The 26,796-nt window shown below is 49.7% G+C and carries 18 protein-coding genes; 8 read left to right on the top strand and 10 right to left on the bottom strand.

Features of this window, described 5'->3' with window-relative positions:
- Positions 1-51: 51 nt before the first annotated feature.
- Positions 52-1,659: a serine/threonine protein kinase gene (locus K3T83_RS25590; protein WP_220205759.1), complete on the bottom strand. Its 1,608-nt coding sequence runs from the start codon at positions 1,657-1,659 to the stop codon at positions 52-54.
- A gap of 433 nt (positions 1,660-2,092) precedes the next feature.
- Between K3T83_RS25590 and K3T83_RS25585 the strand changes: the two genes are divergently transcribed.
- On the top strand, positions 2,093-2,977 hold the full coding sequence (locus K3T83_RS25585; protein ID WP_220205758.1) for an endonuclease/exonuclease/phosphatase family protein: 885 nt from the start codon (positions 2,093-2,095) through the stop codon (positions 2,975-2,977).
- A gap of 106 nt (positions 2,978-3,083) precedes the next feature.
- Here the strand turns inward: K3T83_RS25585 and K3T83_RS25580 are convergent, their stop codons facing one another.
- Positions 3,084-4,292 carry a WD40/YVTN/BNR-like repeat-containing protein gene (locus K3T83_RS25580; RefSeq protein ID WP_220205757.1) on the bottom strand — a complete coding sequence of 403 codons (1,209 nt, stop codon included), beginning with the start codon at positions 4,290-4,292 and terminating at the stop codon, positions 3,084-3,086.
- Positions 4,293-4,548: 256 nt separating this feature from the next.
- Here K3T83_RS25580 and K3T83_RS25575 point away from each other — a divergent pair, with 256 nt between their 5' ends.
- Positions 4,549-5,610 (top strand): phosphotransferase family protein, encoded by a 1,062-nt coding sequence (locus K3T83_RS25575; RefSeq protein WP_220205756.1) that lies wholly within the window; start codon positions 4,549-4,551, stop codon positions 5,608-5,610.
- Positions 5,611-5,690: 80 nt separating this feature from the next.
- Here the strand turns inward: K3T83_RS25575 and K3T83_RS25570 are convergent, their stop codons facing one another.
- Positions 5,691-8,120 carry an ABC transporter substrate-binding protein gene (locus K3T83_RS25570; RefSeq protein WP_220205755.1) on the bottom strand — a complete coding sequence of 810 codons (2,430 nt, stop codon included), beginning with the start codon at positions 8,118-8,120 and terminating at the stop codon, positions 5,691-5,693.
- Positions 8,121-9,287: 1,167 nt separating this feature from the next.
- Between K3T83_RS25570 and K3T83_RS25565 the strand changes: the two genes are divergently transcribed.
- The gene (locus tag K3T83_RS25565; RefSeq protein WP_220205754.1) at positions 9,288-9,437 is read left to right on the top strand and encodes a hypothetical protein; all 150 of its coding nucleotides are present in this window, start codon (positions 9,288-9,290) and stop codon (positions 9,435-9,437) included.
- Between the two features lie 207 nt (positions 9,438-9,644).
- On the opposite strand, the gene K3T83_RS25560 is transcribed toward K3T83_RS25565, so the two are convergent.
- Together K3T83_RS25560 and K3T83_RS25555 are read right to left on the bottom strand one after the other, a co-directional pair.
- Positions 9,645-11,171 (bottom strand): asparagine synthetase B family protein, encoded by a 1,527-nt coding sequence (locus K3T83_RS25560; RefSeq protein ID WP_220205753.1) that lies wholly within the window; start codon positions 11,169-11,171, stop codon positions 9,645-9,647.
- 125 nt (positions 11,172-11,296) lie between these two features.
- On the bottom strand, positions 11,297-12,367 hold the full coding sequence (locus K3T83_RS25555) for a class I SAM-dependent methyltransferase (protein WP_220205752.1): 1,071 nt from the start codon (positions 12,365-12,367) through the stop codon (positions 11,297-11,299).
- A gap of 676 nt (positions 12,368-13,043) precedes the next feature.
- Here K3T83_RS25555 and K3T83_RS25550 point away from each other — a divergent pair.
- On the top strand, positions 13,044-15,023 hold the full coding sequence (locus K3T83_RS25550) for a hypothetical protein (RefSeq protein WP_220205751.1): 1,980 nt from the start codon (positions 13,044-13,046) through the stop codon (positions 15,021-15,023).
- A 237-nt stretch (positions 15,024-15,260) separates the two neighbouring features.
- On the opposite strand, the gene K3T83_RS25545 is transcribed toward K3T83_RS25550, so the two are convergent.
- Positions 15,261-16,166 carry a response regulator gene (locus K3T83_RS25545; RefSeq protein WP_220205750.1) on the bottom strand — a complete coding sequence of 302 codons (906 nt, stop codon included), beginning with the start codon at positions 16,164-16,166 and terminating at the stop codon, positions 15,261-15,263.
- Positions 16,167-16,750: 584 nt separating this feature from the next.
- On the opposite strand from K3T83_RS25545, the gene K3T83_RS25540 reads away from it, so the two are divergent.
- From K3T83_RS25540 to K3T83_RS25525, 4 genes are all read left to right on the top strand, one after another.
- Positions 16,751-17,557, top strand: a complete 807-nt coding sequence (locus tag K3T83_RS25540) for an AAC(3) family N-acetyltransferase (RefSeq protein ID WP_220205749.1) — start codon at positions 16,751-16,753, stop codon at positions 17,555-17,557.
- Positions 17,558-17,664: 107 nt separating this feature from the next.
- The gene (locus tag K3T83_RS25535; protein ID WP_220205748.1) at positions 17,665-18,645 is read left to right on the top strand and encodes a D-2-hydroxyacid dehydrogenase; all 981 of its coding nucleotides are present in this window, start codon (positions 17,665-17,667) and stop codon (positions 18,643-18,645) included.
- Between the two features lie 279 nt (positions 18,646-18,924).
- Positions 18,925-21,171 (top strand): serine/threonine-protein kinase, encoded by a 2,247-nt coding sequence (locus K3T83_RS25530; RefSeq protein WP_220205747.1) that lies wholly within the window; start codon positions 18,925-18,927, stop codon positions 21,169-21,171.
- A gap of 241 nt (positions 21,172-21,412) precedes the next feature.
- Entirely contained in the window at positions 21,413-22,003 is a 591-nt protein-coding gene (locus K3T83_RS25525; protein ID WP_220205746.1) for a GNAT family N-acetyltransferase, read from the top strand.
- Between the two features lie 46 nt (positions 22,004-22,049).
- Here K3T83_RS25525 and K3T83_RS25520 read toward each other — a convergent pair whose 3' ends face one another.
- Genes K3T83_RS25520 through K3T83_RS25505 form a run of 4 tightly spaced genes read right to left on the bottom strand, consistent with a single transcriptional unit; the run spans position 22,050 to position 26,738 of the window.
- Positions 22,050-23,039 (bottom strand): ABC transporter permease, encoded by a 990-nt coding sequence (locus K3T83_RS25520; RefSeq protein ID WP_220205745.1) that lies wholly within the window; start codon positions 23,037-23,039, stop codon positions 22,050-22,052.
- Between the two features lie 17 nt (positions 23,040-23,056).
- The gene (locus K3T83_RS25515; protein ID WP_220205744.1) at positions 23,057-24,067 is read right to left on the bottom strand and encodes an ABC transporter permease; all 1,011 of its coding nucleotides are present in this window, start codon (positions 24,065-24,067) and stop codon (positions 23,057-23,059) included.
- Positions 24,068-24,084: 17 nt separating this feature from the next.
- The gene (locus tag K3T83_RS25510; protein ID WP_220205743.1) at positions 24,085-25,581 is read right to left on the bottom strand and encodes a sugar ABC transporter ATP-binding protein; all 1,497 of its coding nucleotides are present in this window, start codon (positions 25,579-25,581) and stop codon (positions 24,085-24,087) included.
- Between the two features lie 38 nt (positions 25,582-25,619).
- Positions 25,620-26,738 (bottom strand): sugar ABC transporter substrate-binding protein, encoded by a 1,119-nt coding sequence (locus tag K3T83_RS25505; RefSeq protein ID WP_220205742.1) that lies wholly within the window; start codon positions 26,736-26,738, stop codon positions 25,620-25,622.
- Positions 26,739-26,796 lie beyond the last annotated feature (58 nt).

Raw genomic sequence — 26,796 nt, 5'->3', positions numbered from 1 at the left:
GTACATACCCATAGAAGATTTCTCCGTCTTGAAAAAAATGCTCTCCCATCTTCATTGCCCAAAGTAACTCCGAAAGATTTGCGCAAAAGCGGCAACGGACGCGAAACGATTCTCCGGTTTTTTCTCCAACGCGTGCAGCAGAATATCGTTGGCAACCGGGAGCAGCGCTGGATTATGCATACGCGGCGGTTGAGCCTGCATAGTAGTGTGCAATAACCTCATGGTATGCTCCGAACTTCCCTGAAACGGGGGACGCCCAACGAGCAGTTCATAGGTGATAGCCGCAAGCGCATATTGATCCGAAGCTGGCAGCGCCGTTCCCGCCCAGCGCTCAGGGGCCACATACGCATACGTGTCAACACTTTTGGGGATGTACGCCCTGTTCTGCACCGCTGGAATATCGCTCAAAACAATTTGCAGGTCTCGCAGATCGTCAACCTCACCCTTAATCAATATATTTGAAAACTTGAAGTTTTGATACACAAGGCCATGATCATGCAAATACTGTAAAGCGTCGGCCAGCTGCCAGATCAATGGCAACACCTCCTGTGGAGAGAAGACGCTGCGCGCGCCATGTTCGCGCAGCCATTGAGCCAGCGAGCCGCCAGAACACAACAGCATTGTTTTATAGATGAAGGATGCCCCACTGATATAAGACCGACCCGTATTCAGGACGCGCAGAATATGTGGATGATCCAAATCCTCCATCAGCCTGGCCTCTTGCTGAAACAGATTCACTTCATCCGTCGTTTCCTCCAGCATGTGACGCGGTATCGTATCGGCATGCAGCGCTTTGAGTGCCACCTCCTTCTCGCGGAGACGATCATAGGCGCGATAGGTATTGCTTACCTGTTGTGTAGTGCCAATCCGAGCAACGACGCGATAGCGACCGATATCCTGCCCTTCCAGCGGAACGTTCGGGGCAGTTCTCTCAACAGGGCGTAACGGCACTTCTGGTATGGATAGAGCGGGCGAGGATTGAGCGAAGGATAATTGCTCGGCGGGAATTGGTCCCGTCGATTGTGCGACCGGCGGCAAAGGGGTTATCGGAGTGGATGTTGGCGCAGACGGAGACGAGTAAGTTATACCAGAGAATGAGCCTCCATCTGGCAACTGTGGATTGGGTTGCGGAAATGAAGGAGGGAATTGGGGCAACCCGCTCATGCTAGTCATTGGAGGAGGGGTAACAGATGGCAGAGCAGGGGGAGTTGCATTCTCATCTAATGGAAGCAGAGAATGAGATTTCGGGAGAGCGTTTCTGATGGGCTGCATTTGCAGGCGGATCAACAGGAGATCCCAATCATACTGTTGCTCCATACGTTGAAAAAGACGATTCAGAAAGAAGCGTTGTTTTGCATCTTCCTGTCCAATAATTAAGGCAAATGGCATACAGTTTCCTTGCAGAATAAGCGTAAAAGCTTCAACAGTTGTTGCAGTCACCATATACTGATAGCCCGCTCCACTCAACAGCGATCCAAAGTAACGTACGCGCTCCCTATGATTATCCACCAGTAAGACATGATGAGGTATCTGAAACAACTGCCCTCCTGTAGGTGTCTTCGCCTGTGTGAGCCTTTGTTGCAATTTCTCAAGGATACGCTGGGCAGAATAGCCGGGTTGATCCAATGAGAAGTTAATTTCATAGACTTCGATGTTCATCGTGATAAAGCTCCTCACACAACAAATTCCAAACGGCAGCGTTCTGTTGTAGAGTACTACAAAACGAGTCTAAAGACAAAGATTACTTTTTCTCAAAAAGGATTCTAAAAGTTGTTCAAAAAGTAGTCACATGTTATACTCCTTGCGTTGTTATAGCATGGACTTGAGAACAATGTCTATAGCGATAATTTCCCAATTACGGCCTCTTCTACCGTTCATTTAAAGGGCAATCCGAGAGGTATAGGGCCGGGGATGTACGATAGGCACGACCTGCTTCGGGTTGCCGTTTTTATTGAATAGCGAATCGATCTATTCAGTTTTTAGCCACTAAAAATGACCATTCAAAAGGGCGCGCACTCGTACGAAATGTTTTACAATATCTATGGCGATATACATTCAACAATGAGGCCTTTGGAAAGGATCGTAAGCGATAATGCGCGTTCTTTCATATAATATTTTACTGGGCGGCACACCACGCGTCGATGCGCTCGAAAAGATGATCCGTGCAGCCCGCCCCGACGTGGTGGGACTGGTTGAGGCAACCAATGCGGATGTTGTGGAGGAGTTGGCAAAGCGCACAGGGATGCACTTTGCCTTGAGTGGGCGAGGAACACGCTTCAACGACTGGAATGTGGCCGTTTTGAGCCGCCTTCCCATCCTGGAAACCATCGTTCATACGCGCCCCCATACCACCTTTACGCGCCGCCATGTGTTGGAGGTGCGTGTAGAAACCAGCAGTGGACAACCTGTGACCGTTTTCGTGATTCATCTAACAGCCAGTATGTATAGAGGAACAGAGAGCAACCTCAAACGGCGGGGCGAAGTACAGGAGCTATTGAACATTATGCAGCCTCGTCAGGGCACCACCCACCTCGTTATGGGGGATTTTAATTCTCTGGCCCCTGGTGATAAATTCTCTGCCAGCACAATCCTCCGTTATCAGTTCTATCTACGCGCCTCTTCCTACAAGCGCATCACACGCACACTGCGCGGACGAGTCATACTAGCGCTGATTAAAGCGCTCCTGAGTGGACCTCCAGGCACCACGCTGCTGGATATAGTGGGCTATCGCTACGCAAAGGGCGGAATTGATCTGCTACTGGATGCAGGCTACACCGATAGTTTCCGCCATCTCCATCCTGACCAGCTCGGCTATACCTATCCCGCCGCTATCCCGGGAACGCGCATCGATTATATTTTTGCCAGCCCGGAACTTGCCCCCAGCCTCACATTTTGCGAGGTGCATACAGACGGAGAGGATATAACCGGTAAAGACGCCAGCGACCATTTGCCCCTGCTGGCAGAGTTTGATATATAGCAATACATTCTTGCATTGAAAACTTCTTTTCGCTCTTTTTAAAAGCAAAAGATGCAGGTACATGTATCTGCATCTTTTTGTCACAGCACAAAGCATTTATACTATACTATTGGATGGAATAATTGATAACGTTCCAGGAACCGCCATTTGCCATATGCAGCAAAGAGGATTCGGTGACGGCCCAGCCATTGGCCGTGTCAGTAAAGCTCAATGCCTGAATTTTACCGGGGCCACTTGCCGAATGCTGCCAGGTTTTGCCGCCATCACTGGTATAGAAAAACTGGCCCGTTTGCACCTCAGTTGCCCAGATGTGCAAGGGATCGATGACATAGACATTACTGGTCTGGAGCGCAACCGGAGTTGTGGGTGCCCAGGATTCGCCACCATCATGCGAAACGTAGAGCAACAATTTTTGCTGACCGTTAGTAGAGGTGTATGCAGGCAGGATAGCGGTATTGCCGAAGATTACTGGTGGCGTCGTACCAATGGCATCAATGTTTTGCGGCTCAGGAATTGCCTGCCTCATCCAGGATTTGCCGCCATCATGCGTTACATACAAACCCGAATTGAGCGAGTTGCCGGTATCGCTGCTCAGTGTAGCCCAACCATTGAGCGCATCTTTAAAAGAAAGACCTGATTTAAAGCCCTCATTTGTCAGGTATTTACCCGGTTGAGCAGTGGTATAAATGCGGCTCCAGTGCAGGCCGCCATCCGTGCTATGCCAGATCTCAGCCTGTTCATTACCTGCACCTGGACTACCAACGATCTCCAACCATCCCTCTTGCATGTTGATAAAGTGCGGTGGATCAATCACGTTCGGAGCCATTGAACTAATAGTCGTAGCCTGCCAACTCCGGCCGCCATCAATAGTACGGCGAATAGTAACACTATCACCATTTTCCAGCGCGTTCACAACCCAGGCATGGTTTGCATCCACAAATCGTCCCACCGCCTGCGAAGTGATCGGAGAAGCAGAGGGCGTCACATCTTTCCAGTGCAGGCCGCCGTCAGCGGTCTTTAAGATCTGCGTTTTCGTTAAAGCCCAGCCATTCATACGATCCAACATACGAATATCAATCAATGGCACCTTCGGTTTCGTTGGCGCACCTGTCGAGCCGGAAGCTGGTCCGGCAGTTGTAGGGGAGGCGGTGGCCGCGCTGGTTGTGGTTGTCGTCGCCGTAACTCCTGGAGTCGGGTTCGTGGCACCACCAGAACCGGAGCCACAGGCAGCAAGTACAAACAACATGACAAACAGCGAGGCAGTGGTAAGCCACAGTCGGTAGCTGCTGCTACCTCTATTGTGAGAGCGATCCATTGTAAGCAATCCTTCTCTTTTCTTGGACAAATGAAAGAGGCTGCGTTTGCAGCCTCTACACGCTATAACGCCAGCTCGAGCCAAAAAATTTCACTTTTTGTGGGAGGTATCGTTTTTGTGAACAAGATCACACTTCTCAATCAGACAGAGGAATAAGACGGCAATCTACGAGCTAGATGTGCATACGCTGCTATGTTATACTTAACAGATACAGCAAAGAAAACATCTATTTCCTCAATGAAGAGGGCTTCTCAGCATGAATGATGAGACGATTGAAGTACGTCCGGGTGAGCAGCTCGATTGGGTAAAAGTCGAGCAGTACTTACACGCTCACATTCCCGGCATCGGCACTGGAACATGGGAGGTACGTCAGTTCCCTTCTGGAGCTTCCAATCTGACCTATTTAGTGCGAATTGGTGAATGGGAGGGAGTTCTGCGCCGTCCACCTTTTGGCCCTGTGCCTCCTAAAGCACACGATATGCAGCGCGAAAGTTCCTTGCTAGAGCATATCCACCCATTTTTCCCCCTGGCTCCCCGGCCCTATCTCTTTTGTAACAACCTGGAGATCATTGGAGTTCCATTCTATATCATGGAACGACGTAAAGGCATTGTCCTCAACGACACCTTCCCACGCGGAACAGAGGTAACGCCTGAACTGTGTTGGCGCATTTCTGAAACGGTGGTTGACACCCTGGTAGAGATCCATGCCATCGATTGGCAGGCTGCTGGTCTGGCTGCTTTTGGTCATCCAGTGGGTTTCCTGGAACGTCAGGTAAGAGGCTGGATCGAGCGCTATAACCGCTCGCAGACCAATGAAAGTCCAGATGTGACTGCATTGACTCGCTGGCTGGTTGAGCATATCCCCACCAGCCCGGCTCCCACCCTCATCCACAACGATTTCAAGCTCAATAACATGCTGCTGGATACCCAGGATCTGGCACGACCCGTCGCTGTCCTGGATTGGGAAATGTCAACCGTTGGCGATCCACTTTTTGATCTTGCGGTCACATTAAGCTACTGGATACAGCCCGACGATTCAGAGGAACTGCGGGCGATCCTGCCCACGATCACCTATCTACCAGGCTTTATGAACCGTACCGAATTCATGAAACGATACGCCCAAAGAAGCGGACTAGACCTCTCTTCGATGCACTTTTACCTGACTTTCGCCTACTTTAAATTGAGCGTGATCGTACAACAAATCTATATCCGCTGGCTACGCGGCCAGACGCACGATCAGCGTTTTGCCATTTTTGGTTCACGTGTCCGTACGCTGATCGACCATGCTATGCAATTAATCTCTCAGGGGGCAATCTAGGTGTATCGTGGTATCGAAAAAATATCCAGTCAAAGGCCTTTACATTCCCTTTGACTCAATGATCAACATCATCATCAGAGCTATTCCGGGTACTTCCCCTGGAGGTGGACAGTATTTTCGGCAGGCGCATCTAAGTGTAATCGATTTAAGGTTTCCGCCAGTTTTACACCGCCCTGCTCGTCAACGGCTAAAATGACAATGGCTTTCCCAACAGGATCACCCGTTGGCTTCGCTCCAAAATCGATGACGCCGCTTACTCCCTGCATCGCATCCTCCCCATGAATGGCTGCAATGGAATCCCTTAGCTCTTCAAGCCTAAAGAAAACAGTTTTTGTCCGCTTTACAGTATTTGTAATCGCATCTAAAAACAGCATTGTTGCATCATATGCCAGAATCACATGTCCATTTGGCATTATTTGCTGCCCTGATGATTGGGACACCACATCGAAAATAGCTCGGTAACTTGCAAAAAACTGGGTCGGATACCATTGATTCTGACTCGGATGATCCCACTCATGCACCGAGGCAAACGACGTGTAATACAGACGACCTCCGGCAGTCGCAGGAAACTTCCCTCCCGCTTCGCTAATGATTTGATCGAGTTCATCTGCGGCCATAATCTTTGTCTTGTTGCCTTTGCCACAGAAAGGAAAGTTGTTGAGCAGTATCAGCATCTCGTCTGCTCGCCCACTGAAATAGATCAGGTCCGGGTTATATGTACAGGCATTATTGATCTCTTCCGCCAGCGTATTACTCAAGTTTTCAGTATCTTTGGCATTATACTCTTCCCTCTTCAAGATCGTATGGTGATCTTGCGTCTGGAATCGCGTGACAAATTTCTCGGCTAGATTTGCGCTATAATTATCGTGAGGATCTTCAAAAAGCACAGCCGTTTGTGCATTCAGACGACTCTCTGCATATTGTGCAGCCATGTTCACCTGATCAGAGTTATTAGCAGAGGCACGGAAAAAATACGGTGATATATTCGTAAATGAATCGCTCGAAGTAGCAGCGGAGACAACCGGGATATGCGCTTTCCCCAGTAACTTAGTAGCCTGAACTGTTTCATCTCGACTTTGAGGCGGACCAATCACCCCCACAATCGTTTTATCTACCTTCTGTGCCTCAATGATCTGTTCGGCAACTGGAACCGCATAAATGGCTCTATCACCAGCGTTGGCGATGAGAATACGTATGAGAGGTGTCTTGAAATTGCTGTTTTGCTGCTTTTGTGCAATATAGGCCCCTCTGAGATCATCTCGTCCAGGCGCTGTTCTTTGATGCTGCGGAGATGAAGTCAGCATAGTAAACACAACAATTGTGACATAGGAAAAATGCTCTGTTGCAACAAGATTCATCACATTCTGATTCTCTTCATAGATCAACGTTTCTGCGTCGGAGGGATCTTCATCGTGAGCTTTTTCCCAGTATATGCTTGCGTTGTTTTCATCTCCATTCATAAAATAATCTGCCGCTTGCGTTTTATACGCCTCTACTGTGTGATTTTTCGTCACATCAAAGGCGAATGAGCCATCACTAATCCCAATACATTCACCATCGTCTGCCCGAACCACACGCGTATCAGGCGAAAAGTACGCCGAATAGATGACACTGCGTGGGGACAATACTCCGTAAGGATGGCAAAAGGTTCTGGCATACTGGCCATAATACATAAAGAGATACGAGGTCAGCGACGCCAGGACGAGCAGTCCGACGAGTGCGAGGCGCAGAGTACGCCATACCTTGCTTATCTTCCGAACGGGAAAGGGTTTAATAGGAACACGAAAGACTGAAACTATTTCCTGCGATAAATTCTGCCGCAATAACATCTGAGCTTTGCTAAAGTAGTCACTGGCTATTTCCTGGTCCTCTTGATGATGATCTGGCAGATAACGATACGCTTCAGATAACTCATAGTATATTTCAGCACGTTCAACAGTGCTAATCCCTGGGATATGGAGAAACCACGAATCCAGGACAAGCGCTGTTACAACATCTTTTAGCCTTTGGTGTAATTTTGCCTGAAATAATGCGTTCACTGCCGCCCGCTTACTATCTTGAGGCATGAATTTTGTAGAAGCCTGGACAATAGCTTGCAAATCCGCTCTCCATCTCTCATCCTTCTTTTCTGTCGCAGTACAAATATATGTAATGGCTGGCTCTGGATCACCTAGCGTAAGCGCATGATAGGCCTCTTCAACCAGAGCATCCTGGCACTGTTCAGGATTATTCTGAGATACTGCAAGCTCAGCAAAATGCTCTCGCAGATTGCTATGGGTTACTTTGTAATAATTCCTGCCCGGAGTAGATAGAGAGAGCAGGGATTGCGTCAGAAGATCTCGTACAAGCGGATGCAAAATCATTTTTTGTTGCTCATTTATGCGAACAAAAGTGAACTTGCTATAACGCATCCAAAGTTCTCCAGCCTCTTTTTCGCTGTGAAGCCCAAATAGCATTTTCAGAATAGGAATATCAAGCGTCTGGGGAGCAGAGCAATAGGCCAGTTGCATCTGTTCTGACGGTGAGATCTGACGGAGCAGAACTGAAAGCAGAAATGCTCCAATAGTTGTTTGTTCCTGATTGAGTGCTATTGATATGCTCAGAGGGAGAGGTTCGTTCATCACCTCCCCCATTGAAACATGCCTTTCCCGTACACGGGCATCTTGTAGCACCTCTGTGATCAGACTCAGGGCGAGTGGATGCCCATGAGTGACGCTCTGAATATCTTCTGCTAGCGTGAAATACTCAAACGCTGAGGATTGTCCCTGACCTATAACTCTGGAGAGATATGACGCTGTCTCATTTAGCCCAAAGTCATGTAACCAGAGAGGGAGACAAAGCAATGGCTCTAGCTGGCGCTTTTCTTTGAAAAGACGTGCCTCCCACTGGTCATAGAGAACTTGCGCACGCTCCTTCATTTCTCGTTGCGTCAGGTTTTCTTCCTGCCAATCAAAGGGAGGGTTTTGGGCCGGCTCAGTCGTGTCGAAGAGACGCTGATGGCTACCAGCAACAACTAGAAGGGGATCTGTCTTGCCATCAAGACGATTTTTTATCAACATATTCAGAAACTCGTTGCCTGCTCCTCCAGACAGCGAGAAATCATAGTTATCGAGAAAAAGCGCTATATGAGTTGTTCGCTCCCTGGCACTCTTCATTCTCTTCGTGTCAAATGCTTCGCGCAAATCTTCAAGAAACGCATCAAACAATAGTCTTTTCGCAACCGCCTGCCGCTGCTTGGTCTCGGTTGATTTGCTCCATTGACGTAAGACGATAAGAATATCGACGATGTCAGAAGAGGGAGGCAACCTCAAATCCTGACTGCGGCGTTTATACCATTTTATTGTCGAACTCCACAGCAGATCACGTAATGAGGGGAGACTTTCCAGTATTTTGAGTAACCACTTAAATAAAACGAGCAATAAAGCAATGACAAAAAGAAAATTTGATGTCGCACTGATCAAATCATCTAGTTGTTCATGCAGAGGTAAGCTTCTTGCTATCTTTTTCTCTATATTTTTGCGTAATTCATCTATATTTTCGTTTGTGGGTTCGAGAATAGCGGTTAAACCTAACTGACATCTGGGAAATGTCAATTTTTTCCCACCTGAATTTTCTGAGATACTTATTTGATTGCAGATATATTGAAGTAATTCGTGCAATAGTGCAGGAGTGCTATTATGGGCAAAGTCGAGATGAGCATGAGGCAAAGCAGAAATCGAGCGCTCCACGAGAAGATCGATGACCATACTGATCCCTCCACCTCCTGGAGCTTGCAAGAGGAGAATGGGAAGAAGCTTCTGAGCTTCTTTTGGATTACGCTCATATAGCAACTGGAAAAGCGTAAAAACTTCGTGAGGGTATATAAAAGCGTTAAACCTATCATTTCTCATACAAGATCCCCTTCCTAACTAGCCAGCTGTACCTGCATAACTTCCTATCTTCAAACGCCATTATGCTTAATATGACGTTAGTCAATACCCAAAACAAAAAAACCTGACCCGCTACATCTTTCGTTGCCACCAGTATTTCTATTTTTATGTATCTTTCGTAAATTTAAAATACCCATTCTCTGCAAAATCCAAAACAGGCTTTTTATAGCGCTCCTGGGGCAATGGATAACCCATTTGTATATATTGATCCAAAAAGTAGGCCACATCTGGTTGCTCAATATGTAATTCCGCTCCAAAGCTTGTTTTAAGATTTTTCCCTTGCTTATGGGCGAAATCTAACAACTGATAGTGAAGACCAGAACCTTCCGGCATACGTATTTTGGGTCGCTGGCTAATGTAATCTGGTAGATATTCCCTCAAGGCTTCCCGTAATATCCATTTTTCGACCCCGTTACGCAATTTGAGAGACATCGGTAAGCTGTAGGAATAGCATAAGAACGGTTTATCCATGAAGGGAACCCTTGCTTCAACTGTATAGCGCATACTGCTGCGATCCACACGTTGCAGATCCGTTCTATGCAGGTTGTTGAGTCTATAGGTCATAAGATAATCAGGGTTTGGATACGACTTGAAGAAATCATACCCTGCAAGGACTTCATCACTTCCGTCTCCACAAAGCACAACTTTTATCCCCGCCTCTTGAGCCAGTTTGAAAGCCGGTGATAAAACACTGGCATCCATAATATCTATTGTTTCAAACGTTTCTCCATAATAAATGATCTGGCGAAAATCGTTAATCATAGCATCCGCTTGCAGATAGGCAATGTGTTGTCGAATACCATTTTCCTGGCAGTATCTACGCGCAACCTCTATGTCTGGTGCGCCTGCAAATCCAACAGTAAAAGCTGTAACATCGGAATGATAGCGAGCTGCAATACTTAGCACAGCTGCGCTATCAAGGCCACCGCTAAAAATAACCCCAATAGGTAAATCTGTTTGTACCATTTTCTTTACGGCACGAATAAAATGATCCCTAAATGTAGAGATCATTTCCGATTCATCAACATGAATACAGTCTTTTGGGAAGTGAAAATATCTCTTTATACCATTGAATGTCAAATAATGCCCGGGTTGCAAAACCTGTATTTTTTGACCCAGTGGTAATAGTGCTTTCATCTCCGATGCAATAAAGTAGGTGTTATCTTCATAGAGGTAGTAGAGGGGTTTGATTCCTATATGATCGCGGGCAGCTAAAAATATATTTGTTCGGCTATCATAAAGGATGAAACCAAACATGCCATCTAAATGACTGGTGATATCTTCCCCCCATTCCTGATATCCATGAACCAGAACTTCTGTATCCGAAAGCGTTTTGAACCGATGGCCCAGTGCCACCAGTTCGTGATAAAGATCACGGTAATTATAGATTTCGCCATTTAACACTGCAAATATTGTACCTTGCTCATCTGTCAGCGGTTGACGAGCAAATTCGCGGTCTACAATAGCTAAACGATTACAGCCAATTGCAGCAGATGGCCAAACTTTAGTTTCATGAGCAAGCTCTGCATCACCACGATGCTTCATTTGTAAAAGCATCAGATCAAGCTTTTCTTTGCATCGCTCGCTGTTCAGAACAACACCATTATTGATAATACCAGCTATTCCGCACATGTCGTTTTTACCTTAAAATTGTCTCCAGGCCCTTTCGACAAAGGATCACATTTAGAGGAGGCTGAAATGCATTAGTATCATGATGCACGAGTAAAAAGGTTGACAAGCATCGCAACAAGCTTGCCTCATTTATGGACAGGCTTTACCCCGGTTCCAACTAAAGCAACACGAGGCATTTCTACAAACCAATCTTTATGGTCGTGAAAAATACGTATCTGGGCCGCTCCAAAAGATGTTGGCAGGCCCAGGTCAGGGTAATTGTACCGAAAGCACTTATCGGCCAGAGTATAAGCCAGCATTCTTTGATCCTGCCCGGGATAGGTATCAGCTAGTTTTACCAATCCATACATATTTAGCAAATATTCTCCCAACATGTATATCGCCTCCTGAGAGGATTTTGCTGAGAGAATAAACGGATCGTAAATATACTCAACCTTAACATCTTCAAAAGCTGCTCCTTCTAGATAAGACCTTAGCTCTTCTGAAGTGAAATGAGGAAAATTATGTCCCGTTGAGGAATAGGGATGGACAACATTGGCGAACCACATCGTAACAGGAGAAGCGTTTTCAAAATCATGGAAAACAATATGCCCTCCCGGTTTGAGAACACGAAACGTTTCCTGGCACGCCTGTAGACGCTGGTTGACCGGAATATGATGTGAACCATAGGCAACAATGCTTGCGTCTAAGCAATTATCCTTTAACACAAGAGATTGTACCATCTGCCGTATAGCGGGCAGACCATGTGCCCGTGCAGCGCTAACCATGTATGCTGATATGTCGCTTGTTAAAATGCTTGGTTGAGTGTTGGAAGAGAGAACGTTTAAAAGAGAACGTGTAAGAGTACCATCGCCACCTAGCGCATCAAGAACTGTGTATTTTTTAGAAAACTTACGTAAATCTTGCTCTGGAGCAATCATACGAAATAGCTGCGTTATGCCTACCTGCCGTACTGAAAGATTTTTCTGAGCATAAGTGTATAATTCTCCTCGTCCTCCCTGCTGTGTTGCTTCAAAGTCAGCTGTTCTCGCACTATCACGATGAAATAAGCTGACAGTCGCTATAACCTTTTCCAAATCAATACAAGCATAGAGTTCAGGAAAATTATTTTCTATATATTCAAATTGCTTGAGCATTAGATCTATATGAGGATCGAAAATATCGTCACTATCAGATAAGTTCCTACTGTATCGCATAGATCTAATCCTTTCATACGTATGCCGTTACAATCTCTAATCTTTTAAGTTTACAGGAGGCTATATTATCTGACAATAATGGACAAACAATATATTGCATTAACGCTTACAAGTATATAATATTAACCTTTACATCTGCAAGTTCCCATGTAATTTATCTATTTTTATTATAAACCTCGAATATTTTTAAGTTATAACCACATTTTTAAAAGTTTTTTTGGCAAGCTTTAAACAAAAAAGGATGTTCATCAAGACAATTCTCAGGACCGATACAAGCGAATTTAGCGCTTTTTAGATACCAGTTCTTACAACATAAAAAATCGTATTTCATATTTCGAGGTGACTTCCAGGAATGAAACGCGGCATTAGCGGCACATTTTCTCAGTTAACTTCTTTCATCTATAAGCATGCTATAGTACTTTTGCACTCTTCAATTATTAAATCGTATGTTTTATACTGAATATGGAGATTTTTTCTCTTCTCGCTCGTCGCAATTGCCGCCTGCGAAACTCTCAATGCCAATGATTTTGCAGGCAAACCAGTGGAGGCATTTGCTCCAATTAGCTCATTTTTCTTCTATTTCGTCAGTTGCAACCAGGCCGCCCGAAGCCCAGGGAAGGAAAATGTCTGCGGGCGTCTGGACTGTGACTCTAGTCAGGCACAGGGAGTATTTATCTTGCCAAACACAAGACAACACCCTCTTTTGCTCGTATTGAGCAGTTTCGCTATGCTTCTCACGATCATAGCGACTCTTTTTACCGGGCAGAGCGTTCATGCTGCCTCGACAATCGCTCATGATCTCGGAAATCCAGTTACACGACAAATCAGCAGTGGAGGAACCACGCAGATTGTCTCTACGCCGCTCGGCACCGACAAGTTCCAGAAGCCAGAGATCGACCAGATTTTCACAGGGCTGAGCGCCGATGCTGCTACAGCCAATGCCACGCGACAGGGTGGCAAAAAATGGCATGGGGTTAACCGCAGCTTCTCCCGACATAACAGCAACGGGCCATCTGCAACAGGAGCTACATGGGATAGAACAACCACCTATCTCAAGACCAGTTTCGATGGCCTCACGCTGCGCCAACAGCGCCTCGCCAATAATGGCAATCAATTTACTGTGGAGCCGCCCGATCAGGGTCTCTGTGTTGGTGGAGGCAAAGAGCTTGAGGTCGTCAACGACGTACTGAATGTCTACGACGCCAGCGGCAAATCAGTTCTGGGTGTGACCGATCTCAACACCTTCTTCGGCTATCCAGCAGAGATCCAGCGTACCTCGCCTCCGGTCTTCGGTCCAGAGCCAACCGATCCAAGTTGCACTTTCGATCGAGCCACCAATCGCTGGTTCTTGATCGTCCTCACCCTTGAGGTCGATAGTGCAAGCGGAGCATTAACTGGCGTCAACCACATCGATATCGCGGTGAGCCAGACGGCTGATCCTACCGGGAAGTGGACAATTTACCATCTACCCACGCAGGACGATGGCACGCAGGGCACACCCAATCATAATTGCGACGGTGGCCCCTGCCTGGGCGACTATCCACATCTGGGCGTGGACGCCAGAGGTTTCTACATTACCACCAACGAATATCCATTCTTTGGCGATGGCTTCCACGCCGCCCAGATTTACGCCTTCTCGAAACAGGCGCTTGCAGCAAATCAGGCAACGATACAGGTAACGCAGATCGATACAATTGGTCTGGTCAACGGCAATCCTGGCTTTACTGTTTGGCCGGCCCTCTCGCCGGATAGCCAGTTCTCTTCGGCGCGCAACGGGACCGAATACTTTCTCAGCTCCGATGCGGCAGAAGAAGCCAATGGAACTGGCACATCGAAAGATCTAATTGTCTGGTCGCTCTCCAACACCAATTCGCTCAATTCCAGCACTCCGAAGATCGCGCTCAACAATCAGGTTCTTAGCGTGCAATCCTACAGCATTCCCGACCACTCAACACAGAAGGCTGGGGATTTCCCGCTCGGGCAATGTCTCAACGATACTGCCTGCGCAACAGCCCTCAATGGCGAACCGGATCAGTACGCACCTGAAACAGAGGGGCCACTAGACAGCAACGATAGCCGCATTCAGCAGGTCATGTACTCCGCCGGGTTGCTGTGGAGCGCACTTGATACCTCTGTGACAGTGAACGGAACCACGCTAGCTGGCATCGAATGGTTTATCGTCGCCCCCTCTTCGCTGCCCAGCGGCTTGACGGCAAAGTTGGTCAAAAACGGCTATTATGCCGCTGCTAACGCCAATCTAATCTATCCAGCTGTGGGGGTGACAACTTCAGGCAAGGGCGTGATGGCCTTTACGCTCACCGGCTCTAACGACTTTCCCAGCGCAGCTTACGCGACTATCGATGTGCATGGCGTCGGACCACTACATATTGCCGCAGCAGGCAAGGGACCGCAGGATGGTTTTAGCGAGTATAAATACTATGGCACCGATGGGGTAGCGCGACCACGCTGGGGCGACTATGGTGCGGCTGTGCCTGTTGGCAACGATGTCTGGATTGCTTCCGAGTACAGCGGCCAGACCTGCACACTGGCCCAGTACCTTACCAATACAACCCAATCGCCGCTCTATACCTGCAATCAGACCCGGGTAGCACTCGGCAACTGGTATACCCGTGTTAGCCGCGTCAGTATTGTCTAAAGTGAAGCACCCCATGCAGGAATGCAGGGGTTTTACGGCACAATAAGATAAACGAGCCATCCCTCATAGGGATGGCTCAATATTGCAAAAGAATAGCAGGAACACCAGAAACAACAACATCAAAAGAGTAAGTAGAAGATATTTTTTACTACAACAATACATCATACAGATCATGACATTATGAGCAAGCCATAGAAGCAGCCCCTTTTGCTCAACATCATACAGCAAAATAGTATTTTAAGAATGCTCAGGAAAAAGAGAAGCATAATCGACCGGTTGCCCATTTGGTTCATATAACACGATATGATGTTGCGTTACTAAGATACGCACCACCCTCAAGATATCGTCCGTACTCATGCGCATGATCATGCCTAACTGCTCCAGATTTCTTTGCCCATCGATGGCGGCATAGAAATAGCGGATTTGCATATCACGAACAATAATCGATTGTGGATCATTCATCCACAACATATTATCGCCCTCGCGCCGCTGAGGAACCCATTTAAACCAGATCGGGCGAATACTGGATAAACGAGGCCCACCTGCCCCAGTTGCATTTTGCTGGGCAGAGGGTCGCGATCCAGTACCAGTCTTTTGTTGCGTACTCTGTACAGGAGATCGATGCTCAGCACTCGTACTCTGTACAGGAGATCGATGCTCAGCATTCATATTTTGCACAACTGGTCGCGGCTCAGCATTTATGCTTTGCACAGCCGGTCGTGGCCCTGTCTCCGCACTTGGCTTGACAGTTACGGATGGATGCTTATATGTAGGTGGCAAAAACTCGTTTACTGCCTTCACCAGATCTTCTTCAGAAAACGGTTTTGGCAAGTAGCGATTTGCTCCCTGGCGCAGCCCCCAGGCTTGATCTACTGGTGTATTTTTGGTGCTAACCATGATGATAGGCATGCTGCGCAACGCTGCTCTGGATCGTAGCCGCCGACAGATTTCAAAGCCGCCCATTCCAGGCAGAACGACATCTACGATCAGGCAGTCTGGCGGCTCATGCAGCACAAGGGAGAACCCTTCTGCTCCATCCGGGACCGCCATAACCTGATATCCCGCTTTCTGCAAGACCGAGGCCATATAGAAGCGAGTGGTCGAGCTATCATCGATAATTAGAATTTTCGGTGGATTTCTCATAGAACTGGATTTCTTCCAACACAGCACAACTTTGTTCTGCACTGCCATTGTAGCCTCATTTAAGAACATATTCTCCATAAAGAACGTTCTATCAGGCCATATGCTACTTGCAGCGTGATATACAAGACGATTCTATCCTAACACGTAGGTAAAGATGCAATCAAACGCTACAATGAAAATTACCCAAAGGTACTCTCTGTTTCACTTTCCCTAAAAAAGCACACGTCTTACGTAATTTCTCCCGTTCACAATAGTATATCATTTCTCTTCGTAAGGTCGATTTGCGATCCGTTACATTCTCCCTCTTTATTATAGTAATAGAGGGCAAGAATTACTCGTACCTGTCTATTATGAGTTTTTACAACCAAACCCGGTAACCTCTTTCGTAGTGGAGCGATTTATCGCGTTGGGGCCGCATCACAGGTGCCTCCACCAACGTGACAAATCGCTCCACTACGAAAGAGACTTCTGATATACCAGAACGCCTCTCTCCTTAGCCAATCCTGCTTTGAAGTGATTGATGATATAATTTAGACCGCCTTAGTTTAGGGAGAGACGAAAAGATTATATCAAGGAGAAGATTTATGAGCGAGTCTCAACTCATATATGAGACCCCATTTCCACGTACACGAGCCAGTCTAGCAAAAGACCTACAGCACATAGGAGTTGTAGCAGGTATGACCCTGATTGTACATTCTTCGCTACGCTCCATTGGCTGGGTTAGTGGCGGGCCAGTGGCCGTTGTACAGGCACTCATGGATGTAGTTACTACAGAGGGCACGCTCGTCATGCCAACGCATACACCTGGCTACTCCGATCCTGCTCAGTGGGAGAATCCACCTGTTCCTCAATCCTGGTGGCAAGCCATTTACGATACCATGCCAGCTTTTGACCCTCAAATCACACCATCATCTTTTATGGGACAAATTGCAGAAACATTGCGGACCTGGCCTGACACCATGCGAAGCGCTCATCCCCAGGGTTCGTTTGCCGCCTGGGGAAAACATGCAGATGCTATTACCGCCAACCATAGCATCAACTATTCTTTTGGTGAAGATTCACCACTGGCTCGCGTCTATGATCTTGATGGTTCTGTGCTATTGCTAGGAGTTGGCTATGACAACTGCACATCGCTGCATCTAGCTGAGTATCGCACTCCAGGAGCAATCCAAGTTCTGCAAGGAGCGCCGATACTTGAACATGGGCAACGTGTATGGAAAACATACAAAGATATAGAAATGGACTCCGAGACTTTCCCTACCATTGGACAGGAATTTGAACAGACAAAGCCAGTGAAAACCGGTAAGGTAGGTTCTGCTCAAGTCCGTCTCTTTCCTCAGCGGCCTATTATCGATTTTGCGGTACAATGGCTGACGCAGCATCGCGCATAAATTGCCCATTCGACCTCTCCATTGCACTCTGATCCAGAATGTGAAAAGAATAAAGAGTATGCTGATATCCTAATATTACTATAAGAAGATCGAGCGAAGGAGAACCCATGAGTGATCATCCCAGGGTGGTAACTGCTTTTGGATTTGCGCCAGCATCACTGGAGAAGATACGCGAAGCTGCAAATGCAGAGGTCATCACGGTCCATAACGATAATGAGCTGCTGACAGAGTTGCGAGACGCCGAGGTGCTTTGTGGTTCGGATGTCCCGGAAAACTGGCGAGAGGTCGCACCTCACCTGCGCTGGCTGCAATTTCCGGGCGCGGGCATCGACAAACTACGCTACCATCCCATTCTCCAACCAGATAGCGGTGTGCTGATAACTACGGCTTCCGGCGTTCATATTACTAATATCACCGAATATGTATTTTGCAGTATGATGATGTTTAACCGCTCGTGGCCTGATATGGTCCGCTTTCAGGATCGCCATATCTGGGCGCATACTGGCTCCGAGTATCCGTTGCGCGAGCGCGAACTTACCGGGACCACGCTGGGCATCGTCGGCCTGGGCAGTATTGGACGACATATTGCTCAGGTGGCACACGCATTCAGTATGCACGTCCTGGCGACCCGCTTCTCCACACGCGCCAACGAGCACGATCCCGATGTCGAACAACTCTACCCCATTGAGCAACTGCGCGATATGCTGGCCCGCAGCGATTATGTTGTGATCGCGGTGCCATTAACCGATAAAACGGAAAAGCTGATCGGCGAGGTAGAGCTGCGCGCAATGAAGCCCAACGCCTATCTTGTGAATATTGGACGTGGCGGCGTGATCGACGAAGAAATGCTGATCCGTGCGCTACGAGAGCACTGGATTGCTGGGGCAGGATTGGATGTCACCGTTGAAGAACCGTTGCCGTCCACAAACCCTTTATATGATCTCCCCAACGTCATCCTGACCCCCCATATCTCCGGTGCCACCGAGTTCTACGAGTCCCGTCTGGCCGATATATTTGCGGATAACCTGCGGCGCTACCGAGCCGGGCAGCCCTTGCGCAACCTGTACGATCCTCACAGGGGATATTAGCCCCAATAGGAACTCTGTCTGGAAACATATCGTGCGTAGGGAAGGGAAATAGCGGCTGATCGCCGCTTGCATCCCTTCCCATACCTGTTCAGAAAAACCACAATACATGATATAGTATGGGATGGACTTATAGTCTAGGTTGCTAGAATCTCAACCGTTTCTTGACGCATCTTTTATAATTTTCTAAAATGTGCAAGAATGCTTTTTCAAGTTTGCATTGTTCTGTGACACACGTATTTACACCGGCCTGTCTTTCGCTGAGAAAAGGAGAAAGGGCATATGGCAAATCGCGTAGGACAGCACCTCGGGAACTACCAACTGATACGCTTGATAGGGAGGGGAGGCTTCGCTGAGGTATATCTGGGAACTCATATTTATTTAGATATGCCAGCAGCCATCAAGGTACTGCACGCGCAATTAGCCAGAGAGGATGCCGAGCAATTCCGGCGTGAGGCACGCACTATCGCACGACTGGTTCATCCCAATATCGTACGCGTGCTGGAATTTGGCATCGAGGGGACGACGCCGTTCCTGGTGGTTGATTATGCGCCAAACGGGACGCTGCGCAAGCTCTACCCCAAAGGAACAAAGCTACCACTGGCTACCGTTGTCAGCCATGTTAATCAGGTCGCCGAAGCGCTGCAATACGCGCACGACCAGAAAATCATTCACCGCGATGTCAAGCCGGAGAATATGCTGCTGGGCCGTCGCTATGAAGTGCTGCTCAGCGATTTCGGCATTGCTCTCGTTGCTCAGAGTACCCGGCAACTGCATGGGGAGGACAACATGCAGGATATGGCCGGGACGATTGCATATATGGCACCGGAGCAGATCCAATCGCGTGCAGTTCCAGCAAGCGACCAGTATTCGCTCGCAGTAGTTGCTTATGAGTGGCTCGGTGGCGAACGGCCATTTCAAGGCTCATTCACTGAAATTGCCGTCAAGCATACGCTGGTCGCGCCACCACCTCTACGTGAGAAGGTGCCAGAGCTGCCTGTCGAGGTTGAGACTGTCATCATGAAGGCGCTCTCGAAAGATCCAGAGCAGCGCTACCCTACAGTTAAAGCATTTGCCAGCGCCCTTGAACAAGCATGGAGGGAGACGGTTGCCACAACGTCGCTCAACGAGGATACAGCCTTCTCCAACCCATCGTCATCACCCGGACTCGCGCCGCTCTTGCCAGATCAGGCTATCGCTCCGGCGCTTGTGGCAACTTCAGAGCAATTCCCCTCCACAAACTCGCTTACTGAAGCAGCGTACCCATCGGAAGATGAGCAATCTACCAAAACGGTTCCCTTGCTGGACGAAGACGAGGAGACAGCCGCATTTGTCGAGACGTTAAGTACGCCCACGCCAACCGATCCAGGAGAACAACTCAAAGAGGTATTGCCTGCATCCGCTTTCATGGCGCAAGCAGAAAAACAACCGGTGCCAAAGGAGCCTCCATTATCGGCTGAAATCGCTGAGAAACGGCACCTCTCAGAAAAGGCCAAGCTTGACGAACGCCCTGGAATCTCGCGTCGCGCGATACTGATAGGTTTAACTGGTAGCCTCGTGGTTGCGGCTGGTGGAGTTGCCGCCTGGGGCATCTATCGCGAAAAGAGCATGGAAGCAGCACAACAGGCGACGCCAACCGTTGGCCTGGGCAGCACGCTCTATAGCTACAAAGGGCATAGCGGGCTGGTCTGGACGGTCGGCTGGTCGCCCAACGGTGAATTACTGGCCTCAGCTGGCGGCGATAAAACGGTCCAGGTCTGGCAGGCCGCTACCGGCTCCCCGATCTATACTGATACCAGCCACACCGATACTGTCTATGGTCTTGCGTGGTCGCCCGATAGCAGGCGCATCGCTTCCGCCAGCTACGACAAGACGGTGCAGATCTGGGATGCCGTCAATGGGTATTATCCCACTACATACACCGGCCATACCTCCTGGGTCTGGTCCGTCGCATGGTCGCGCAACGGCAAATACCTCGCTTCTGCCGGAGGTGATCGAGCCGTCAAGGTCTGGGATGCGACCAATGGCGATACGCTCTTCAGCTATAAGAAACACAGCGGCAATATTTATGGTCTGAGCTGGTCGCCGGACAACCAGTATCTTGTCTCAGCCAGCAACGATAAAACGGCGCGAGAGTGGGAAGCCTTCACCGGGCGCGATATTTTTGTCTATAGCCCCTATGGAACGGCGCTCTGGGCTGCTTCCTGGTCGCCCGATGGCACACGTATTGCGGTGGCCTGCGAGAACAAAACGGTCCAGGTCTGGGACGCGACAGGCGGCGATCATGTCTATGTTTATTACGGACACAGCGATTTTGTGTACGCGGTGGCATGGTCGCCTGATGGCAAACGCATTGCCTCGGCAGGCGACGACAAAACAGTTCAGGTCTGGGACGCTGTAGATGGCGGGCATTCTTATATTTATACTGGTCACGCCGCCTCGGTCCGTTCGCTGGCATGGTCGCCCGATGGTTCTCGCATCGCCTCGGCCTCGTGGGATAAGACGGTACGGGTGTGGAAAGCGCGATAAGGATATGCCAGAGCGCCGGTGGCTACATCTTCCTTTTCCCGCCTTTCAGGTTTGTTTTGTCTGAGCTAACTATCTCTGGCTTAATCTGCCAATCTCATCATTTCCATGCCGTGATAGGTGCACCCTAGATGTATCTTCTCTTTGGCTGGCTTCTTCTTGTGTCCATTGGTTCTTTTTGCTCTGCCAGGGCGCGTGTTACACTGGGCTGAGATGAAGATTTTCATGACAGGGAGACAATTTCATGATGAAGATTGAGCCGGTAACGCTGAAAGGACGCCTTGTGTGTTTGGAGCCGTTGCAGATGGAACATGCAAGTGACTTGTACGAAGCTAGTCGAGATGCAGGTTTGTGGACCTACAAGCCAGTTTCGCAACCTCGCTCCCTTACAGAAATGAAGCAACTCATCGCGTCTGTTCTCCAAAGCCAGCAAGCAGGTGCATGCCTTCCTTTTGCTATTTTCAGTCTCGAACGAGGTTGTGCAGTGGGTGAAACACGCTATCACAGTTTTATGCTTCAGGATCATGGGTTGGAAATTGGCTGGACCTGGCTCACACCCTCAGTCCAGCGCACCGGGGTCAATACCGAATGCAAGTATCTTCTCCTGTACCACGCTTTTGAAGTCTGGGGAGCAATTCGTGTCCAATTGAGAACACACCATCTCAACACCAATTCACAGCGGGCTATTGAACGCTTAGGAGCGGTTAGAGAGGGCACATTGCGTAATCATCTCATCATGCCCGACGGTTCCTATCGCCATTCGGTCTACTACAGCATTATTCAGAGCGAGTGGCCTTCTGTCAAAACACGACTCGAAAAAATGATGCAACGCTAGAACTTCACATTCTCTCTGTAAAATTGGACAAGAAACGACGGGTATTCTAAACCTCGCGAGCCTCCCGCCCATACAATAAGAGCGCCACCAGAATCACAACACCCGTAACAATGCTGCGGCCAGCTTCGGAGATACTATATTGTTGCAGCACAGCACGCAACACGACAAGGAAGATGGCCCCGGCGATGCTGCCCCAGTAGTTGCCGCGCCCTCCTAGAATAGAGGTGCCACCAATCACGACGGCTGCGATGCTATCGAACAGGAAGGGATCACCCATGCCCAGCGTTGCCTGCTGCCCAAAAGCAGTCAGGGCAATACCAGCCAGCGCCGCAAAGAGTCCTCCCAACGCATAGACAATGAAGGTGACAGCTCGCACGTTCACGCCTGCAAGATAGGCCGCCACTGCGTTATTGCCCAACGCATAGATGCGACGGCCCAGCGTCGTTGCACTGAGTACCAGACCAACGAGTAGCGCAACAATAATCCAGACCAGCAGCCCATTAGGGAGTCCCAACACCGCCTGACCAGCAATGGCCGTCTGAACCGCTGGAGGTGCAACCGAATTGCAGGTGGCACAGGTAAAGCCACCCGTCAGACCGAGCACCAGCCCTTGCATAATACCGTTCATGCCAAGCGTCATCACTACTGGCGGGATATCGAAGAACACAATGCCCAGCCCGTTCACGGCTCCAATCACCGCACCAAGTACCAGCACCAGCGGCACGACCCACCATGCCCGGCTATCCTGGCCTAACGAGGTTGTCGTGAGCAACACGGCCATTGCATTCAGCACCCAGGGAACTGAGAGATCGATGCCACCGATCAGGATTACAAAGGTCTGTCCAGCCGCGACAAGGCCCACAAATGAGGCCAGCAAAAGCAACTGACCGATGTTATCCAGTCTGACGAAACCCGGACGATAGATGCCCCCCACAATAAACAGGACTATCACGGCAACGTATGCCAGCAAAGTGCCACGCTGACTACGCGAGAGTCGCTGCCAGCTAAAACGAAGCGTGCGGCGCTGTGTACTCATAGCTCTTCCTCCTGCACTCAACGTGTACTCTGAAGCAAACGGCGAATCAACGTGCTAACGACGACGGCCAGGATCAGGAAAAGACCCTGAAAGAACTCCTGCAACTGCGGATTGACCCCGGCAAAAAAGAGGACATTAAGCAGCAGAGTGAGGATGCAGGCTCCGATCAGGCTACCAACCGCGCTCCCTCTGCCACCGAAGAGACTAATACCACCGAGCACAACCGCTGCTATTGAGGTTAGCGTGAACTGAGTGCCAGTTGTCGCGTCACCGGAAGTGGAGGATGCCGCCAGATAGAGTCCCGCGGCACCAGCAAAAACGCCGCCCAGCATGTATGCGCCAACCTTCGCCAATTCCACAGATGCACCATTGGCGCGTGCGGCTCGCTCGTCATTGCCAATAGCGTAGAGCGTAACCAGGAAGGGCGTACGACGCAACACCTGCCAGAACAGGATCAGGAGAATGAAAATAATGAGGCTGGCTGGCAAACCGGCGAAATCGCCAGCCAGCAGATTTGTCACCACCGCAGGAATCGAGCCACCGGGTTGTGGCAAAACCAGCAGCGCGACCCCTTGCCAGATCGCCAGCGTTGCAATCGTAACAATAATTGGCTGCAAGCGCCCATACGTCACCAGTAGCCCATTGAGCAGACCTGCCCCGGCACCGATCACCAAAACCAATAGGGTAACGCCAACGATAGAACCTGGATTATCCTGCATCAGACGCGCCGCCACGCTATTTGTCACATCAACGATGCCACCGACCGAGAGATCGATGCCGCCCGTCAGGACCACCAGCGATTGACCAAGCGCGGCCAATCCCAACGTCATACTATTATTAAGCGTGGTTGACAGTTCGAAGCTACCAGGGAGGCGCTGCTGCCTGAGTACAAACAAAATCAGGTAGAGCAGAATCATCACTACCAGAATACCAATACTCAGCAACAATGGCACGTTTTGCGCGCCATAATAGCTCAGGCGCTCCTGTACGGGGATTGGTCGGCTCGTTCTCGTCTCGGTCGCACTCATCTTGTGATACCTCGCATCTATTCAACAGGTGCAGTTACATACAAAGATGCAGCAACAATGGCTTCGGGTGCGATATGGGGGCCGTCCAGTTCGTCAGTGATGCGCCCCTCACGCATAACCAGCACGCGATGACAGAGGTGCGCCATCTCTTCGGTATCGGTGGAATAGAGGAGAATGGCGTGTCCCTGCTCGCTCAGACGGTGAATCAATTCGTAAATATCGTGTTTGGTGGCAACATCCACGCCGCGCGTAATATCGTAGAGTAGAAAAATCCGCGCCTGCGTCAACAGCCAGCGCCCGATCAACACTTTTTGCTGATTGCCACCGCTGAGCAGCCCAACCGGTTGATCGCTATCGGGCGTGCGAATCGCCAGGGCATCGATCATGCTGCGAATAAGATCTTCTTCCTGGCGACGACGGATAAAACCGCTCCGGGCGAGGCGTCCCAGGATGGGCAGCGTGAGATTTTGACGGACAGGCAGGGGGAGCAGCAAGCCTTCCGTTTTGCGATCCTCTGGAATGAACGCGATCCCTCGTTGAATAGCTTCGCGCGGGTTGCCGATCCGCGCCTCTTTGCCTTGTAGCAGAATCGTGCCACCGTGTATCGCATGCATGCCAAACAAGGTCTGTAAGAGATCGCGCTGTCCCTGCCCGGCCAACCCGCCGATGCCCAGCACCTCTCCCTTGTGAACCGTCAATGCAATATCACGGAGGTTTGCGCCGGTGAGATCGCGCATTTCTAACATTGGCACCCGCTCCTGCAACGGCACGGGATCGGGATAGAGCATCTCCAATTTACGCCCGGTCATGCGCTCAACGGCCTCCTGCTCACTCAGCGCCGTTGCCTCGTAGGTGCCCGCGTTCTCGCCGTTGCGGAAGATCGTGATACGATTGGCGATATCCTTAATCTCGTTCCAGCGATGAGAGGTAAAGACGATGCATGCGCCTTCATCGCGCAATTTGCGCACCAGAGCAAACAGCCAGACGACCTCTTGCTCTGCCAGCGCGGAGGTTGGTTCATCCATAAAAAGGATCTGGGGACGACGCGAAACCACCTTGATAATCTCGACTATCTGACGCTGGGCGAGCGAAAGATTGGCGATCAATTCCAGCGGCTCGATACCTGTAACACCATACTCTTGTAAGAGATCGCGCACAGTTGCCGCCGTTGCGCCCCGATTGATCAGGCCAGCGTTACGCACCTCACGGCCCATTAACAGGTTTTCGGCTACCGTCATCGCCGGAAAAAGCGTCAATTCCTGAAAGATCGTACCAATGCCCAGGCGAAGCGCCGCCTTGGGACTCTCTAACAAAAACTCTCGACCCTGCACACAAATCTTTCCCTCATCTGGTCGCAACAGGCCGCTGAGGATCTTGATCAGCGTGCTTTTGCCTGCTCCGTTCTCGCCAACCAGCGCATGCACTTCACCGGACTCCGCGACAAACGAAGCCCGGCGAAGTGCCTGTACACCGCCGAATGACCGGGAGATCTCAATACCTTCAATATTCGCCACAGCCTACGCTCCTGCTCATAATGTAAAAGAAGAAGAGATCAGGGTAATTTTACGGTCAGCGTCCCCGGACAGGGTTTCCCTTGCGTCGCCATCTCCACGCAGACGGAAACGACGGCATTGGGGCCGCTATCAGTAAAATCGGCGAAGAAGCTGCTCGACTGATCTTTAAAGGTCGTCTCGCCCTCCTTGACGGTATCGGTAGTCACATAGGGGAAAGGGATTGTGATATCGGCTTTGGCGTGCTTGCCCTGCAATACCTGCGTCGCCAGTTCCAGCGAAACCAGCACCAGGAAGGGAGGCTGACCAATCGACATGGCCTTCAATCCCTGCGAGCGATACTGTAACATGTACTGCCTGAAGCCATTCTCTGCCTCGCCTGAAATCGCTTTTGGCAGCGGACGATGGGCCGCAAGGATCGCGCGAATCACTCCATCAGTTCCACCCTGACACCAGACACCATCGATCTTTTCCAAAGATGGCAACTGCGCGGCGGTATTCCGCTCAGCCACATCCGAGGCCCACATACCTGTGTAGCGTGCGATAACCTTGATGCCGGGATTGGCCTTAAACACGGCGTCGGCACCAGCGTTGCGCTGCTGATCCACATCTGTTCCTGCCACCCCCGTTACCATAATCACATTGCCCTTCCCTTGCAAGTTATCCACCAGAAATTGCGCCAACTGCTGACCAAATTTGTACTGATCGGTGTTGACCTTCAACGCACAGGGAGCCGTAACGACATTATCGTAGGAGACAACCAGGATACCAGCATTACATGCTTGTTGAATAACACCGTTGAGGCCAGTGGGCGAGGCGGCATTGAGTACGATAGCATCGACGTGCGACGAAATGAGATTATCAATCTGCTGCGTCTGCTTGGTAACATCATTGCCGGAGTTGTACACAGAACACTTGATAAGCTGGCTATAGGGCGGCATCGCACAGGCACCCTTAAACTCGTTCTCCATCTCCACACGCCAGGTATTGCCAATAAACGAGTTGCTCAGAGCAATGCTGTATGGAGCACCATGCGCGGCTTTCTGCTGCTGAGATGAGCCAGGACGCGATACGAGGAGCACAATAAGCGTGATGGCAAGCAGGCCAATCACCACGACGGCTGAGACAATAATCAGTGTGAGGCGGCGAGTGGGATGCATAAAAACCTCCCTGGCAGGCACGAAAATATGCAGGTCTTTCTGCATGATGCAGCACTAC

This window comes from Reticulibacter mediterranei (genome assembly GCF_016587455.1).
Note: the sequence above shows the minus strand (reverse complement) of the source record. Positions and strands in the feature narration are given on the sequence as shown.

What these genes read in the sequence shown, in the direction of transcription:
- K3T83_RS25590 (WP_220205759.1), bottom strand. Translation starts at nt 1,659, where the DNA reads ATGAACATCGAAGTCTATGAAATTAACTTCTCATTGGATCAACCCGGC.
- K3T83_RS25585 (WP_220205758.1), top strand. Translation starts at nt 2,093, where the DNA reads ATGCGCGTTCTTTCATATAATATTTTACTGGGCGGCACACCACGCGTC.
- K3T83_RS25580 (WP_220205757.1), bottom strand. Translation starts at nt 4,292, where the DNA reads ATGGATCGCTCTCACAATAGAGGTAGCAGCAGCTACCGACTGTGGCTT.
- K3T83_RS25575 (WP_220205756.1), top strand. Translation starts at nt 4,549, where the DNA reads ATGAATGATGAGACGATTGAAGTACGTCCGGGTGAGCAGCTCGATTGG.
- K3T83_RS25570 (WP_220205755.1), bottom strand. Translation starts at nt 8,120, where the DNA reads ATGCAACTGGCCTATTGCTCTGCTCCCCAGACGCTTGATATTCCTATT.
- K3T83_RS25565 (WP_220205754.1), top strand. Translation starts at nt 9,288, where the DNA reads ATGGGCAAAGTCGAGATGAGCATGAGGCAAAGCAGAAATCGAGCGCTC.
- K3T83_RS25560 (WP_220205753.1), bottom strand. Translation starts at nt 11,171, where the DNA reads ATGTGCGGAATAGCTGGTATTATCAATAATGGTGTTGTTCTGAACAGC.
- K3T83_RS25555 (WP_220205752.1), bottom strand. Translation starts at nt 12,367, where the DNA reads ATGCGATACAGTAGGAACTTATCTGATAGTGACGATATTTTCGATCCT.
- K3T83_RS25545 (WP_220205750.1), bottom strand. Translation starts at nt 16,166, where the DNA reads ATGAGAAATCCACCGAAAATTCTAATTATCGATGATAGCTCGACCACT.
- K3T83_RS25540 (WP_220205749.1), top strand. Translation starts at nt 16,751, where the DNA reads ATGAGCGAGTCTCAACTCATATATGAGACCCCATTTCCACGTACACGA.
- K3T83_RS25535 (WP_220205748.1), top strand. Translation starts at nt 17,665, where the DNA reads ATGAGTGATCATCCCAGGGTGGTAACTGCTTTTGGATTTGCGCCAGCA.
- K3T83_RS25530 (WP_220205747.1), top strand. Translation starts at nt 18,925, where the DNA reads ATGGCAAATCGCGTAGGACAGCACCTCGGGAACTACCAACTGATACGC.
- K3T83_RS25525 (WP_220205746.1), top strand. Translation starts at nt 21,413, where the DNA reads ATGATGAAGATTGAGCCGGTAACGCTGAAAGGACGCCTTGTGTGTTTG.
- K3T83_RS25520 (WP_220205745.1), bottom strand. Translation starts at nt 23,039, where the DNA reads ATGAGTACACAGCGCCGCACGCTTCGTTTTAGCTGGCAGCGACTCTCG.
- K3T83_RS25515 (WP_220205744.1), bottom strand. Translation starts at nt 24,067, where the DNA reads ATGAGTGCGACCGAGACGAGAACGAGCCGACCAATCCCCGTACAGGAG.
- K3T83_RS25505 (WP_220205742.1), bottom strand. Translation starts at nt 26,738, where the DNA reads ATGCATCCCACTCGCCGCCTCACACTGATTATTGTCTCAGCCGTCGTG.